This is a genomic window from Amycolatopsis sp. NPDC031561 (assembly GCF_055580625.1).
Window position 1 is genome coordinate 18,672 of record NZ_JBVILA010000032.1, and the last position, 16,885, is coordinate 35,556.

The following is a 16,885-nucleotide window of genomic DNA, read 5'->3' on the forward strand; positions in this document are numbered from 1 at the left end:
CCCTTCCTTGCGCTAGACGCAAGGAAGGGGGCCTTCATGTACTACTCATCCGGACGCGCTGACTCGAAAGTCCGCTATACGGCGTCGAACTCCGCCTCGAATTCGTCGATCTCGCCCTTGTCCATGTCCACGAGTTCGAAATCGGCGGCGGGCTTCCCCTCGTCGGGGGAATCGGCGGGCTCCTCCCCCAGTTCGACGAACGACGCGAGTCCCGCCGGCGTCCGGTACTCGAACACTTCACGCGCGCCGAAGGTCATCCCGTCCCGGCGGGCCCGCGCCGCCAATTGCATCGAGATGATCGAATCCCCGCCCAGCTCGAAGAAACTGTCGTCCGCGCCGACCCGGTCCAGGCCGAGCAGCTCGGCGAAGAGCTCGCACAACAGGCGCTCGATCTCCGTGACGGGATCCCGTCCGGCGGCCCGTCCGCTGAAATCGGGCTCCGGCAACGCCTTCCGGTCGACCTTCCCGTTCCCGTTCACCGGCAGCGCGGCCACCGCCATCACCACCGCGGGCACCATGTACTCCGGCAGCAGTCCGGCGAGCCGCTCGCGCAGCCGCACCGGATCGGCTCCGGAACCGGAGACGACGTACCCGATCAGGCGTCCGTCGCGGACCGCCACCACCGCCTCGTCGACGCCCGGCTGGTCCGCCAGCACCGCCTCGATCTCACCCGGCTCCACGCGGAAACCGCGGATCTTGACCTGGGTGTCGGCCCGTCCGGCGAAGACCAGCTCGCCCTCGTCGTTCCAGTACGCCAGGTCCCCGGTGCGGTACATCCGCTCGCCCGGCAGATGCGGATCGGCGACGAACCGTTCCGCCGTCAGCGCGGTCCGGCCGAGATAGCCGTGCGCCACCCCGGCGCCCGCGATGTACAGATCACCCGCGACGCCCGGCGGCAGCGGGCGCAGGAAGACGTCCAGCACGTACAGGCGCCGTCCCGGATGCGGTTTGCCGATCGGCAGTGTCGACCCCAGCTCGTCACCGGGCCGGATCACCTTCCACGACGCGCAGAACGTGGTCTCCGTCGGGCCGTACGTGTGCAGGACCCGCAATTCGGGACACGCCTGCCGCACCCGCTCCACGGCGCCGAGCGGCACCACGTCCCCGCCCGTCTGGAAGTAGCGCAGCCCCGCGAAGGACTCCGGCGCTTCCTGGACCAGCGCGCGGAATTGCCCGGCGGTGAAGTTCACCGAGGTGAGGCCGTCCGCCACGTGAGCGGCGAGCCGCTGCGCGTCGATCACGCCCGGGTCGGCGAGGATCACCCGCGCACCCGCCACGAGCGGCACCCACACCTCGTACAACGCCGGGTCGAACGTGTGCGGCGCGTGCATCAGCACCGCGTCGCCGGGGTGCAGGTCCCACACCGCGTAGCCCACCAGGGCCGCCACGCCGCCGTGCGAGACGGCGACCCCCTTCGGCGTCCCGGTCGATCCGGACGTGTACATCACGTACGCCAGATCGTCCTTGCCCACCGGGACCAGGGAAACGTCACCCTCGACGGGTTCGTCCACGACGAGCCGCGCGTACTCCGTCGGCATCGCGCTCACGGCCTCCGCCCGGCAGACCACCGCCGTGACCGCGGAGTCGGCCAGCATGAACGCCACCCGGTCCGCCGGATAGTCCGGGTCGACCGGGACGAACGCCGCTCCCGCCTTCCAGACCGCGAGCCAGGCGGCCAGCAGTTCCACCGACCGCTCCAGCACCACCGCGACGCGGTCGCCCCGGCGCACGCCCCGGTCGATCAGGACCGTCGCGAGCCTGCCGGACCACTCGTCGAGTTCCTCGAACGACCAGGTCCGGTCCCCGGCCTGCACCGCCGTCGCGTGCGGGGCCTTCTCCACCTGACGGCGGAACAGCTCCACCGCAGACGCCGCGTCCACCGTGTCGTCCGTCCGGTTCCACCGTTCGACCACCAGCTCACGCCCGGCGTCACCCAGCACGTCGAGGCGGCCGACAGCCGTCCCCGGGTCCGTGATCATCCGCTCCAGCACGAGAGTGAGCCCGTCGAGCGCCGCCTTGGCGACGGAGTCGCCCACGACGTCCGCGTGGTACTGCAATTCGATCTCGAGGCTCTCGCCCGGCATGACGCCGAGCGTGATCGCGTACGGCGTCGCCTGGTTGAAGTCCCTCAGAGTCAGGCTGAGACCGGACGGGGAGGCCGATCCCGCCGCCGGATCGGCGTAGTTCTCGAACACGACGATCGTGTCGAAACTCGCCTCCCCCAGCTTCTGGATCTCCGGCAGCCCGAGATGGTGATGAGCCATCATCGAGGACTGCCGCCCCTGAAGTTCCGTCAGCAGCTCGAGAACGGTCTGCTCGCCGTCCAACCGCACTCGCACGGGCACGGTGTTGATGAACAGCCCCACGGTCTGTTCCGCGCCGGGCAACTCGGCCGGACGCCCCGAGACCACCGCGCCGAACACCACGTCACGACGGCGAGCCAGCCGGGCCAGCACCAGCGACCACGCGCCCTGCACCAGCGTGTTCAGCGTCAGCCCGTGCCTTCGGGCGAACTCGGCCAGCGCGGTGGTGAACTCCGGCGAATGGCGGATCACCTCGCCGGACGGCAGCCCCGGCGCCCTTCCCGGGGTCTCCGGGAGCCCGAGCGCCGATCCGTCGGCACCGTCCAACTCCTCGCGCCAGGCGGCCTTCGCGGCTTCCTTGTCCTGTTTTCCCAGCCAGGCCAGGTAGTTCCCGTAGGAGCCCGCCGGCCGCAGGGTGGCGGCCACCCCGCCCGCCGCGTAGATCTCGAGGAGATCCGCCTCCATGACCGCCCGCGACCATCCGTCGATGAGCAGGTGATGGCTGGTGGTCACCAGGCAGTGCTTGTCCGGGCCGAGCCGGATCAGCATGAGCCGCAGCAGCGGAGGCCGCGTGAGGTCGAACTTCGCGGCACGCTCCTTCTCCGCGATCACGGTCGCCTCGGCCAGCGCGTCCTCTTCGGACAGGTCGGACAGATCGCGTTCGGCCCAGGGGAGTTTCACCGTCCTGGGAATCAGCTGGATCGTCTCGCCGGACTTCCTCCGGTGAAAGCTCGCCCGAAGCGCCGCGTGCCGGTCGAGGACGGTCTCCCAGGACTTCCGGAATCGCTCCGTGTCCAAGGGGCCGTCGATGATCTGCGACTGCTGGATGAGGTGGAGATCGGGCGCCTCGTCGTCCAAGGAGGCGTGATAGAGCATTCCCGCCTGCATCGGGGACAGCGGCCAGACTTCCGTCAGTGCCGATCCAGGGGAGTTGGTCGAAGTGTTCACGATGCCCGGCCTTCGCTGAGTTCCGCTGCTAGTGCTTCGAAGCCCTCGATCTCGTCCTGATCCAATTCGAGCAGGCCGAAATCGGACGCGGTGTGCCCGCCCGCGGCGGGATCATCCGCTTGAGAGGCCAGCCCGGACAACACGGCCAGCAATTCCTGGACCAGTCGTTCGACAGTGGCCTCGTCGAACGAGTCGTCCGACCATTCCAGCATGAGTATCAATTCCGGACCGTCCGGCAGATCCTGGACGATCGCGTTGACGTCCAGGCCGTGCGGCAGCCGCGTGCCCGGGTCCATCGAACCGCCGATTTCGCCCGCCTGCTGCCACGCCCGCACGTCGCTCTCGTCACCGGCGACGAACCGGCCGAGGTAGTTGAACCCGATCCGCGCCGACGGCGAGGACGCCAGCACCGGTGCCGTTTCACGGTTGAGGTACCGCAACAGTCCATAGCCGAGCCCGTCGCCGGGCACCGCCCGCGACTGTTCCTTGACCACCTTCAGCAACGTCCCGGCCGCCGCGTCGCCGGCCAGCACCCCGTCGAGGTCGATCCCGGCCACCTCCAGCCGGACCGGATGCGAACTGGTGAACCAGCCCACCGTCCTGGACAGGTCCATTCCCTCGACGGGGTGGCGGCCATGGCCTTCCACGTCCACCAGCACCGTGTCCGCGGCACGCCACCGGGCCACCGCTCCCGCCAGCCCGGCCAGCAGGACCTCGTGCACCCCGCAGTGGAACACCACCGGAGCACGCCCCACCAGAACCGAGGTCTCGTCCGACGGAACCACCCAAGACCGGGAACGTACCGTCCCCGCCGGGGCCCGCTCCGGCTGCCGCTCTTCCCCCAGAATCGCTTGCCACACAGGCAGTTCCGCGACCCGCTCGGCGGAGACGGCCCACTCCTCCAGCAGACCCGCCCACCGGCGGAACGACACTCCCACCGGTTCGAGCGACGGCTCCCGCCCCGCGGCCACGGCCTCGCACGCCGCTCGCAGGTCCGACGCCAGAACACGCCACGAGACCCCGTCGACCACCAGGTGATGCGCCACCACGACCAGCCGTCCCACGCGATCCGGCCCGGCGTCCAACCACACCGCCTGGACCATCACCCCCGCGAAGGGTTCCAGCCTGCCGACGGCTTCGCGTGCCGCGTCCGCCGCGGCCTCGTCCAGCGAGCCGCCCTCGGCCGCCACCCGCGTGACCACAGCGGCCGCCGAGCCGCGCTCACCGACCACCAGACGCCGGCCGTCGACGACCCGTGCCCGCAGCATGTCGTGGGTGTCCAGCACCGCCGCCAGTCCCGCGGCCAGCGTGTCTTCCGTGAGCTCCGCGGGCGCGCCCAGCACGACCCACTGCGCGAACTTCGCTCCCGCGACCCCGTCCCCGAACAGCCGCATCACCGGCGTCAGCGCGACCTCGCCCGTACCGTCCTCGACGGTCGGACGATCCTCTTGCGGCACAGGCGTTTCCGCCACCAGCTGCGCGAGCCGCTCGGGGGTCCGGTGCTCGAACACCTGCCGCGGGGTCAGCGAGATCCCGTCGCGACGCGCGCGGGAAGCGACCTGCATGGACGAAATCGAGTCGCCGCCCAGCTCGAAGAAGCTGTCCTCGACACCGACCCGGTCCAGCCCGAGCACCTCGGCGAACACTCCACAAAGGATTCGCTCGGTCTCGGTCGACGGCTCCCTGCCGACCGTCTTCGAGGAGAAGTCCGGTTCGGGCAACGCCTTCCGGTCGATCTTCCCGTGCGGTGTCAGCGGCAGGACGTCCAGCGCCATCACCGCCGCGGGCACCATGTACGCGGGCATCCTGGCCGCGAGTTCCTTCCGCAGCGCCTCCGGATCGACGTCGCCCGGCGAAACGTAGGCCACCAAACGGCCTTCGCGGACGGTCACCGTGGCCTGGGTGACCTCGGGACGGCTGGACAGGGCGAACTCGATCTCGCGGGGCTCGACCCGGAACCCGCGGATCTTGACCTGGTCGTCGGCCCGGCCGGCGGAGACCAGCTCGCCGTCGTCGGTCCAGTACGCCAGGTCGCCCGTCCGGTACATCCGCTCACCCGGGACGAAGGGGTCGGCGACGAACCGCTCGGACGTCAGCGCCGAACGGCCGAGATACCCGCGCGCCACCCCGATCCCGGCCAGGTACAGCTCACCCGTGATCCCGTGCGGCAACGGCCGCAGGAACGCGTCCAGCAGATAGCCGCGGACGCCGGCGATCGGTCCCCCGAACGGGATCACCTCCCCGCCCGGCGCCAGCGGGAAGCTCACCGTCGCGCAGATGGTGGTCTCGGTCGGCCCGTAGGCGTTGATCATCCGGCGGCCTGCCGAAAAGCGGTCCACCAGTCCAGGCGGACAGAGTTCGCCCGCCGCGGTCACCGTCTCCAGCCGGTCCGGCACCGCGTCCACGGTGGCCAGCACCGACGGCGGGGCCTTCACATGCGTGATGTCCCACCGTTCGAGCGTGTCGGTCAGCGAAGCGTGCGGCGGCAGGTCCTCGTCCGGCGGCATCACCAGTGTCGCGCCCGAAAGCAGCGCCATCATCACCTCGGACACGATGGTGTCGAAGCCGAGCGCCGCGAACTGCAGGACCCGGGACGACGGCGTCACGGCGAGCCGTTCGATATGCGCCATCGCCAGGTTGCCCAAGCCCGAGTACGTGACGACGACGCCCTTCGGCGTTCCCGTCGACCCCGACGTGTAGATCACGTAGGCCGCGTCACGCATGCCCACCCGCGGCAGTACCGCGTCCGGGACGCCGGACAGCTCCAGTTCGTCGAGCACCACGATCCGGTCCGAAAACTCTTCCGGTACCGCGTCGCGGGTCTTTCCCTGGCACACCACCAGCATCGGATCAGCGCTGCCGAAGATCAGCTTCACGCGTTCGGCCGGATACGCGGGGTCCACCGGGACGAACACGCCGCCCGCCAGGGAAACCCCCAGCATCCCGATCAGCCACCACGCGGACCGGCCCACCATCAGCCCGACGCGGCGCTCCCGCTCGACCCCGCGAGCCCGCAGGAAGGCGCCGAACTTCTCCGCCCGGTCCCACAATTCCGCGTACGTCAGGTCACCGGCGCCGTCCGCGACCGCCACCGCGTCCGGCCGCTCCGCCGCCATCCGCCCGATCAACGACGGCAGCGGCTCCCCCTCCACCAGCGCGGGCTTCCAGGGAGGCAACGGAATCGCGCCCATGTCGGCCCGGCCGACCAGCCCGGACGGAGCGGCGGCCACCGAGTCGAGGGCGCCGACGAACCAGTCCAGCAGCGCATCGGCGACGGCCTCGTCGATCTGCCCGCGCCAGTAGGCGAGCTGGATCCTGAACCGTTCTCCCGGAATGACACCGACGGTCACCGGGTAATGAGTTCCCTCGACCGTGCCCAGATACGTGAACTGGTCGGCGAAGTCCCGCGGGTAGTTCTCGAACACCAGCAGCGTGTCGAACATCGCGCCGGGTCCGGCCGTCTTCTGGATCTCCGTCAGCCCCAGGTGCTGATGCGGCATCAAAGCCACCTGACGGCGCTGCAACTCGGCGAGCAGGTCCACCACCGGCTTCCCGCCGTCGAGCGACACCCGGACCGGGATCGTGTTCATCATGAGCCCCGGCATCGACTCCACGCCCGGGAGTTCCGCGGGGCGGCAGGCGACCGTGGTGCCGAACACCACGTCGGTCCGCCGCGCGAGCCGCGCCAGCACGAGCGCCCACGCGCCCTGCACCACCGTGTTCAACGTCAGCCCGTGATCGCGCGCGAACCCGGTCAGCCGGGTGTGCAGCTCCGGCGAAAGATGGGTGACGCGGTAGTCGTAGCCCGTCCCGGTGTCCGACTTGGCGACCAGCGCGGGCACGTCGATGTCGGACAGTTCCGCCTGCCAGGCCGCGCGCGCCGCTTCCTTGTCCTGCCGGTCGAGCCAGGCCAGGTAGTCGCGATAGGACGCCGCACCCGTCCGGTCCGGGAAGTGTCCGCCCGAGGTATAGGCCTCGGAGACCTCGTTGAGGATGACCGCCACCGACCAGCCGTCGGTCAGGATGTGGTGATTGACCACCAGCAGGCGGTGCCGGTCCGGCGCGACCCGGATGAGAACCAGCCGGAACAGCGGCGCCTTGGCGAGGTCGAACCGCTCGCGCTGTTCTTCCGCGGACAGGGCCTTGACGGCCTCGTCGATGTCGCTCGCGTCCGTCAGATCGACTTCGCGCCACGGCAGGACGACGTGGCCGGCGACGGCCTGCACCGCCTTGCCCGACGCGAGGCGGTGGAAGGTCAGCCGGAGTTCGTCGTGCCGCGCGAAAACCGATTCCCACACGCCCCGCAGCCGGACGACGTCCAGCGGTCCGGTCAGCTCGACGATCCACTGTGTCTGGTAGATGTCGGGACCCTGGTCGTCGAGGGTCGTCTGGAAGAGCAGTCCCGCCTGGAGCGGCGCCAAGGGCCAGACCTCCACGGCGTCCGGGACGGCGATCGCCAGTTCCGCCGCGTCCTCCGCGGTCAGGTCGACCAGAGGACCGTCAGCGAGCTCTTCGGCCGGGACGGCACGCGCCACGGCGGCCAGCCTCGCGGGAGTCTGCTCACCGAAGATGTCCGACGGCGTCACCAGCAGGCCCGCTTTGGCCGCCCTTGCCGCCACGCGCACCGCGAGGATCGAATCCCCGCCCAGCTCGAAGAAACCGTCGTCGACACCGGCCCGTTCCATGCCGAGGACTTCGGCGAACAGTCCACAAAGGACGCGTTCGGTCTCGGTGGCCGGTTCGCGGCCGCCCGCCGTCGCCGCGAAATCGGGCGTGGGCAACGCCGCCCGGTCCACCTTGCCGTTGCCGGTCAGCGGCAGCGTGTCCAGCGTGATCACCACGGCCGGGACCATGTACTCGGGCAGCACGGCTTCGAGACGCTCGCGCAGGAGAGCGGGAGCCACGTCCGACACCGCGTAACCGATGAGCCGTCCGTCGATCGCCACCACCACGGCCTCGTGGACGTCCGCCTGAGCGGTCAGCGCGGCCTCGATCTCACCGGGCTCGATCCGGAATCCGCGGATCTTCACCTGGTCGTCGACCCGGCCCGCGAACAGCAGCTCTCCGTCGGTCGTCCACTGGGCGAGGTCCCCGGTCCGGTACATCCTCTTGCCCGGCGAAAACGAATCCGCCACGAACCGGTCCGCCGTCAGCCCCGGCCGGTCGAGATAGCCGTCGGCGAGACCGTCGCCGGACAGGTACAGATCGCCGATCATCTCCGGCTCCACCGGGCGGAGCGACGCGTCGAGCACGTGCGCCTTCCGGCCGGGAAGAGGATGGCCGATCGGCAGCACCGAGCCCAGCGCGTCCCCCGGTTCGAGCACGTGCCACGTGGCGCACAGCGTCGTTTCCGTCGGGCCGTAGAGATGCCGGATCCGCGCTTCCGGCGCGGCGTCGCGCACCCGCTCCACCGCGTGCGCGGGCACCAGGTCGCCGCCGGTCAGGATCTCGACGAGCCCCGCGAACGATTCCGGCGATTCCTCCGCCACCGCACGGAAACTGCCCGCGGTCAGATGCGCCCTCGTCACCCCGGCCGCGATCGCCTCCCGCAGGCGCCGGGCGTCCACCGGCCCCGGCCCGGCGATCACCACTCGGGCACCCGACACGAGCGGCACCCAGATCTCGCACAGGGACGCGTCGAAGGAATGCGGCGCGTGCATGAGGACCGCGTCGCCGGGTTCCATCGCCCAGCCGGGATTCCCCACCAGGTCCGCCACACTCCGGTGCGGGACGGCCACGCCCTTCGGGGTGCCCGTCGAGCCGGACGTGTACATCACGTACGCCAGATCCTCCGGGCGTGCCGTGACGGCGGGGGGCTCGTCGCCCGGTTCCTCGTCCGCGACGACGATCGACTCGATCCCCTCGGGGACCGCGTCGCGCGTCGCGGCCGAGCACACCATCAGGGAGACGTCCGAGTCCGCCACCATGAAAGCCACCCGTGGCGCGGGATAGGCGGCGTCCACCGGGACGTACGCCGCTCCCGCCTTCCAGACGGCGAGCAGCGCCACCAGCAGGTCCGCCGACCGGTCCAGCATGACCGCGACCCGGGCGCCACGACGGACGCCCCGGCCGGTCAACCGGCCGGCCAGCCTGCCCGCGAGGTCGTCGAGTTCCCGGTACGTCAGAACCCGTTCCCCGTCGGACACGGCCACCGCGCCGGGTGTCCGGCCCGCTCGCCGGGCGAAAAGATCCAGCACCGTCGGACTGGCCTGCGCTGCGGAACTCATCGTCAACCTCCGTAGACCACGGTGTCCACCGGCTCGGGCTCGAACTCTTCTTCTTCGGGTTCCGGCTTGGCCGCGTTGTTCTCCGGCCGGGCGAACTGCGTGTGATAGAGCTCCGAATAGAGACCGCCCGCGGCCAGCAACTCGTCGTGCGTCCCGCGTTCGCGGACCCCTCCGCCGTCGATCACGAGGATCTGGTCGGCTTCGCGGATCGTGGAGAGCCGGTGGGCGATCACCAGCGAAGTCCGGCTGCGCAGAGCGGTCTTGAGTGCCCGCTGGACCGCGGCCTCCGACTCGGAGTCCAGATGCGCGGTGGCTTCGTCGAGCACGACGACCGTGGGCGCCTTCAGCAGCAGCCGCGCGATGGCCAGCCGTTGCTTCTCCCCGCCCGACATCCGGTAGCCGCGATCACCCGTGACGGTCTCGAACCCGCGCGGGAGAGACTCGATCAGGTCCCAGATCTGGGCACCCTTGCATGCCTCGATCAGCTCTTCCTCGGTGGCCGTCGGGCGGGCGTAGAGCAGGTTCTCCCGGATCGTGTCGTGGAAGAGGTAGGCGTCCTGGCTGACCACGCCGACCGTGCCGCGGATCGAGTCGAAGCTGAGGTCCCGCAGGTCCTTCCCGTCGAGCCGGACCGCTCCCGAGTTCGGGTCGTACAACCGGGAGACCAGGTGCGTGATGGTGCTCTTCCCCGCCCCGGACGGGCCGACGAGCGCGGTGAGGGTTCCGGCCTGCGCGTGGAAACTGATGCCGCGCAGGACATCCGCCGCCACTTCGCCCTGTTCCCGCTTGGTCCTCAGGTGTTCCAGCGAGGCCAGCGAGACCTCGTCCGCGGTGGGGTACCGGAACACGACGTCGTCGAACTCGATGTCCGGCGCCTCGTCCTTCTTGAGCGCGACGGCGTCGGGGCGTTCCTGGATCAGCGGCTTCAGATCGAGCAGCTCGAAGATCCGGGAGAAGCTCACCACGACGGTCTGCGCGGTCTCCTGCAGCCCGGACAGCTGGGTGATCGGGCCGAACAGCCGCCCGAGCAGGGTGGCGATGGCGATGAGCGTGCCGAGCTGGAACGCCCCTTCGATCACGAGCCCGCCACCGACCCCGTAGACGACCGCCGTGGCGACCGAGGCCATCAGCGCCATCATGGCGAAGGACATCCGGGCCCAGATGGAAATGCTCACGCCGATCTTGCGGATCTTCCCGGCACGGACCCGGTAGTCGGCCATCTCTTCGTCCGGGCGGCCGAAGAGCTTCGAGAGCATCGCGCCCTGGACGTTGAACCGCTCGTGGAGGAGTCCGCCGAGGCCGGCGTTCGTCTCCATCAGCGTTCCGGTGCGCCGCTGGATGATCCGCCCCACCCAGATCCAGGGCAGGACGAACAGCGGGACCAGCACCAGCGTGACGACGGCGACGAGCCAGGACAGGTAGAACAGTTCGGCCAGCACCAGCACGACCGTGACCACACTGGTGGCCGCCATCAGCAGATGACCGAACGCCTGCTGCGCCATGATCAGCTCGGTGTGCAGCCTGCCGACCAGCACACCGGTCTGGGTGCGGGTGAAGAACGCGATCGGCAGTTGCCGGACGTGATCGAGCGCCTGCACCCGGAGGTCGTAGGTGACGCCTTCCCCGATCTTCGCGGAGACATAGGCCGACAGGAGCGACAACAGCGCACCCGCGATGGCCAGCCCGGCGGTCAGGACGGCCATCAGGATCACGACCCCGAAGTCGTTCTTGAGGATGCCGCCGTCGATGAGTTCCTTCATCAGCAAAGGAGTCGCGATGACGACGAACGCCTCCATCGCGGCGATGAGAACGAAGATCGACACCTTGCCGACGTGCGGGCGGAAATAGGTGAGGACCCTGCGCACCGTCCCCGGACGGACCCGGTTCGACCAGGGATCGGGGTCGTCATCGCTCTTGGGCGACGCCCCGAAGCGCAACATTACTTCCATTTGGGGATCCCTCTCACACACGAAGTCGGCGATCTCAATCGTGCTGAATCGTGTCGATGTCCACGAGTGGTGCCAAGCGAACATCTCCGGTACGCGAACGCACGACGACACGCACCGTCCACAAGCGACAGTCTTTCGGCCGAGCTTAGAGCGCCGCGGGCACCGGTGGCGCCGGACCACTGTTTTTGCCGGGGATCCGGCCGTGGCCGTCCACACCGCGCCGCAGCAGGTCCGTCACGCCATCGGTGTCACCGGACCTCAGCGCCGAGGCCGCCGAGGCGAGATCGGCCGCGATCCGGTCGAGCACGTCCGCCACCGGCAGCGCGTTCCCGGAAAGGATCTTCTGCCACAGCAAGGGGTTCCCGGCCGCGATCCGGGTCACGTCACGCAGGCCTTGTCCCGCGAGGCTCAGCGCGACGTCGTCGCCGCTCTCCAGGCTCGCCGCCACCGCCGAGGCCGCCACATGCGGCGCGTGCGACACCAGCGCCACCGCCGCGTCGTGCTCGCGCGCGCCGACGGTGACCGCCTTCGCCCCGCACAGCGACACCAGTTCGCGCGTCAGCCGCAAGGCGGCCGCGTCCGTCCGGGTGTCGGGACAGAGTGCCCAGGGACGGCCCAGGAACAGATCCGCACGGGCCGCCGCCGGGCCGGACCGTTCCCGGCCGGCGAGAGGATGCCCCGGTACGTAAGAGGTCAGATCGCATCCGAGCCGCTCCGCGTCGGCGATCGGATCGACCTTGACGCTGGCCACGTCGGTGTAGGTCCGCGCGGCCCCCTGCTTCTGCAGTTCGGCCAGCCGCTCCCCCACGAGATGCGGCGGTACGGCGATCAACGCCAGATCCACTTCCTCGCCGGTCCATTCCCGGCCGGCGCCGAGCTCACACGCGAGTCGCGCGGCGTGCGCGTCGACGTCGGAGAGGTGGACCGTCACGCCCTTCTCCTGAAGGGCCAACGCGGCTGAAGTACCGATCAGTCCGGTGCCGACGACAAGCGCCTTCTCGATGGTCACCGCTACTTCTTAGGCGGCTCCCCTCGCGATGTCGAGCCGCAGGGCTGGGCACCGCGAGGTTCGCCGCCGGACGGCCTGTCCAACCCGCGGGGACGAGTAAGCTTTTGGACAGTCCTCATGAAACGAAGGGGACTTTCCCCGCCTACAGCGGAAAAAGCCCCCTTCGCCACGACTGCCAGGCCTACACGATGTCGTCCGCGATCATCGTGCGGCCAGGTCCGTCGCCCGGCTCTCCAAATGATCCGCGAAACCCGCCCAGACCCGGGCGTGATCCCTGGCGAACCCGGCGACCACGCCGTACAGATGCGGCGGGACACCGTGCAGGATCCTTTCCCACTCCTGCCCGTCCATGGAGTGCATGGCGAGCATGCGCAGCAGGATCCGGCCGACCTCGCTCAACCGCAGCGCGGGATCGGCCTTGAGCCGCTCCAGCACGGTGAGACGCTCCCGGTCCAGCGTGTGGCCGAGGTCGGATTCCGTCAGGCTCAACGGGTCCGGCTTGGCCCGCAATCTCCTGGTGCCGTCCGGGGTCGGGCTCTCGCCACGCTCCAGCCTGCCCCGCACGTCCCGGACCGTCTCCGGGGAGATGCCGACCTGCTTGGCGACCTGCCGGAGCGAAAGGCCGGGATCGTTGCGGATGAGGTCCGCGGCGAGCCGCCGCCTCTCCGAACTGTCGACCGGACGGATCCGCCCGTCCCGGCCGATCCTGGCCCCGTTTCCATCTTCTCCACCACGTTTGCGCAGATCGGCGACCGTGCCGGCCGAGATCCCGGTCGCCGAGGCCACCCGCCGATCCGACCACTGTGGATGCGTCCCGATGATCTGGACGGCCGCCCGCTTGCGATCCGCGAGGGAAAGCGGCAGGCCATGCCGGATATTCGCTTCCACGGCAAGGACGAAGGCGTCGGACTCGGCGCCGTCGACGAACCTCGCCATGATTTTCGTATCGCCTCGGACTCGTGCCGCCTTCAACCGGTGCAGGCCATCGACCACCTGCATCGTCGGTCGGTGAACGAGAATGGGCGGTAGCTCCCACTCCGCCGACAACAGCGTCTCGACGTGCTCCGGATCCTCGCCCGAGGTTCGTGGCGAACATGCCGAAGACAGCCGGGACAGCTCGATTTCGACGACAGGGAGAGCGAATAGGTCAACTCTCGTCGGATCCACCTAGCCCCCATTGAATCTTTTGTTTATCTCGACTTTTGCGATACGGCACGGAACCCCACCGTCCAAGTGTTCGGCTTCGGTGGTTGGACACCATGAACCCGTCCAGCGCCGGCCTCGGCCGCGGGGCGGGGTGTCCTCGACGGTGAGGATCCCTCGGGCACCACCGGGCAGACCCGCATTCACGCGAGCCGCCTCCACGGTCTCCCAGATGACCGGTGATGCGCTTTCCGACGAACTACCGAAGCTGCGGGGCTTCCTCCCATCGCCCTGACGATGATCTCCGCAGACGACCGCTCATCGGTTTCAGTCCGGCGAGGCCGACACCCGGTCAGCCCGACGAGACCGACACCCGCTACAGCGCGAAGTCTCGGACAGGTCCGATCCTATGTTCTCCATACCGGCACAGATCAGGGTTCACCGGGTGAAATCTATGAATGCCTCGTGGTCGCGAGTCACCGTCGCACCCCCCTCAGTCCCCAGTGAGCGCGCACCTTGTCAGCCCCCGTCGGTCCGCACCATCGCAGCATGGCATGAACAATCCATGTCGGCAATTGACGAACAGTGTGATTTTCGTAGCGAAGTAGGCTCTCAAGATCAATATCCGAAACTTCGCATCCGCTATTGACTCGCCCGCGGAACATAAGTACAGCGCCCAAGTACACGCTTGCCAAGACGTCCCTGGCTAGGCTGTTCGCAGGCACAGTTAGACCATTCGTATGGCTCGGACTTCCACTCGGATGATCACCGCGCACTCCTGACCTGTTCCGCTCCTCGACACTTGTTCACACGAACGGCCGAGCCGACATCTCATTAGTTGGTCAACCGTCGACCACCCTTTCCCCGGCGATGGGCCGAACGTGTCGCGCGGGCGCGACACCGGCGTACATGCGGGGCCCCGAAAACAAAGCGGGGGATGCCATCGTGGGCGCGAGCCACCCACCGGCCGATCGAGAGGAGGTTTCCGTGCGCACTGAACGCCAAGCTCGGTCGCGCCGGGAAAGGGCACCATGAAAGCGGCTTGTTCAACCGGATGACCGAACCTGTGCTTGAAAGAGCCACACAGAGTGCGTCAAACGGCCATTCGGGTACAAGGAAGACGACCCCGCCGGACGAGAACGCAATTCCCGGAATGGCCGACACGGAATGCCCTACGGTCGCCGTCTTGGCGACCCAGTCATCCGACGTTAGGACATTAACTTCAGCGTCGCGGTTCTCGTGAGTGGTAAAGACGGTTCTAACCGCCTTTACCACTCACGAGGCTTTTGTCGACGCCTCCGCAAGCTGTCCAACTTGGCGTGGGGCCGCGGTGAGGCGAAGGGCCCCTTCACGTACTTCAGCGCCCCAGGTACCGAACCGTGTCAGGCAAGTGGGGTTGGACAGCACGGTGAGGTCTCGGTACAGGTGGTCGTGAAGGCCACCTTCAGGACGCTCAACGTCTCAACGGTGGCCTTCAGGACCCCGGCCACCCTCTCGGTCACTCTCACCCACCGGACCGCAACTAGAGGACTAATTGCGGTCACCCAGCGGGGACGACCGCCCCTCACCGTGCCGTCCAACCCCCCCCGTGCCCGGACACGAAGATGCCGCGGGCGCCCTGGGGCACCCGCGGCATCTTCATCGCCTGACGGCTCGACTACTCGATGGGAAAATCGAAGTAGGTGTCCGGATACGGCTCGTCCTTCAAGCTGTAGTGCCACCACTCGCACTCGTAGAAGCCGAAGCCGCTGTCCTCCATGACGGAACGGAGGGCTTCGCGGTTCTTCTCCTGCTCCGGCGTGATCCCCGCCGCGCCGTGGTGCGACACGACGTCCATCACGTCGTGGTCACCACCCATGTCGGCGAGCTCGCCGGTCGCCAGGTGGAACAGCGTCAGGTCCACCGTGCTGCCCCGGCTGTGGCCCGACTTGGTGGCCACGTAGCCCTGTTCGAACATCTGGGGCCGGTCGATGTTCGGGTAGTGCCTGAGTTTCTTCCGGCCGTCCTCGGGCTGTTCCGCCCAGCGCATGAAGGCGTCCACGGCGCGCTGCGGGCGGTACACGTCCCAAAGGAGCAGACCGAAGCCGAGGGACTCGGCCTTGTCCCGCGCCTTCTCCAGCGCCGCGCAGAAGGCACGCGTACCGACGACGCGGTTCACCAGGTACCCGTCCACCGGCTTGCCGGTGAAGTTGTCCCACGTGGCGTACTTGGCGTCCCAGCGGACTCCGGACACAACCTCGTCTACGAAGACGAAATCGTCTTTCATCCGTTGCGCCCCGCCAGGGTCAGCGTCGCCAGCCTGTCGATCACTTCACCGAGCGGGATGCCGGCGGCCGCCATCATCCGCGGGTACCGGCTGTACGAGGTCAGGCCCGGGAGGGTGTTGACCTCGTTGAGGACGACGCTTCCGTCCTCCTTGAGGAACAGGTCGACCCGCGCGAGCCCACTGCAGCCCAGGGCGCGGTAGATGACCTTCGCGGTCTCCTTGACGAGCGTGCTCGACGCCTCCGGGATGTCCGCGGGAACGATGAAGCTCGAGTTCTCGGAACCGGTCTCGGGGCTCTCTTCCTGGTGGATCTTGAAGAACCCGTGGGTCAGCGCGACCCGGTCCACTTCGCCCGTGATCAGGTCCTCGCCGCTGCCGAGGACGGAGCAGCCGATCTCGCTGCCGACGACGGCTTCTTCGATCAGGATCTTGCCGTCGTACTGACGCGCCTCCGCCAGGGCGGCGGGCAGCTCTTCCTTCGAGGAGACCTTGCTGACGCCGAAGGACGAACCCGAGCGGGCCGGCTTCACGAAAACGGGGTAGTTCAGCTGGTCGGCGTCGATGTCGTTGTCCGACGTGACGATCCAGAAGTTCGGCGTCGCGATGCCCGCGCTGCGGACGACGGAGTAGGTGAGCGCCTTGTCGATGCACATGACGGAGCTCGGGACGTCGCAGCCGATGTAGGGGATGCCGGAGATCTCCAGCAGGCCCTGCACCGCGCCGTCTTCACCGAACTTGCCATGCAGGACGGGCAGCACCAGGTCCAGGGCGATCGTGTCGTACTTGCCCTCGTCCAGGACCAGCAGCCCGTGCACGCCGCGGTCCGGCGACAGGACTGCCGGACGGCAGTTGCCGGTCTGCTCCCAGTCGGGCGAGGGGCCGTCGCACAGCATCCAGGAACCACTCAGCGTGATCCCGATGTAGAACGGCTCGTACTTTTCGAGATCGAGGCTCTTCGCGACCTCTTGCGCAGACTTGATGGAGATAGGATGTTCTTCGGAAAGCCCGCCGAACAGAATTCCGATTTTCAACCTATCCAT

Annotated in this window: 5 protein-coding genes and 1 pseudogene; all 6 read right to left on the reverse strand. The window is 68.6% G+C overall.

The genetic code is table 11. From position 1 onward, the window contains the following. Nucleotides 1–74: 74 nt before the first annotated feature. The 6 genes and pseudogenes from ACZ5IK_RS39730 to vanA-Ao2 all read right to left on the reverse strand — a co-directional run bounded on the left by ACZ5IK_RS39730 (nucleotide 75) and on the right by vanA-Ao2 (nucleotide 16,885). Nucleotides 75–9,484 (reverse strand): annotated as a pseudogene (locus tag ACZ5IK_RS39730) (amino acid adenylation domain-containing protein). Continuing rightward, entirely contained in the window at nucleotides 9,481–11,427 is a 1,947-nt protein-coding gene (locus tag ACZ5IK_RS39735; protein ID WP_465492408.1) for an ABC transporter ATP-binding protein, read from the reverse strand. The pseudogene ACZ5IK_RS39730 and the gene ACZ5IK_RS39735 overlap by 4 nt, the downstream one beginning before the upstream one ends. Nucleotides 11,428–11,572: 145 nt before the next feature. Beyond that, complete coding sequence (locus tag ACZ5IK_RS39740; protein ID WP_465492409.1) at nucleotides 11,573–12,436, reverse strand: prephenate dehydrogenase; 864 nt, start codon at nucleotides 12,434–12,436, stop codon at nucleotides 11,573–11,575. A gap of 201 nt (nucleotides 12,437–12,637) precedes the next feature. Then, on the reverse strand, nucleotides 12,638–13,435 hold the full coding sequence (locus tag ACZ5IK_RS39745; RefSeq protein WP_465492410.1) for a helix-turn-helix domain-containing protein: 798 nt from the start codon (nucleotides 13,433–13,435) through the stop codon (nucleotides 12,638–12,640). A 1,801-nt stretch (nucleotides 13,436–15,236) separates the two neighbouring features. Next, nucleotides 15,237–15,845 carry a D-Ala-D-Ala dipeptidase VanX gene (gene vanX, locus ACZ5IK_RS39750; RefSeq protein ID WP_465492411.1) on the reverse strand — a complete coding sequence of 203 codons (609 nt, stop codon included), beginning with the start codon at nucleotides 15,843–15,845 and terminating at the stop codon, nucleotides 15,237–15,239. Next, the gene (gene vanA-Ao2 / locus ACZ5IK_RS39755) at nucleotides 15,842–16,885 is read right to left on the reverse strand and encodes a D-alanine--(R)-lactate ligase VanA-Ao2 (protein ID WP_465492412.1); all 1,044 of its coding nucleotides are present in this window, start codon (nucleotides 16,883–16,885) and stop codon (nucleotides 15,842–15,844) included. Before vanA-Ao2 ends, vanX begins: the two co-directional genes overlap by 4 nt.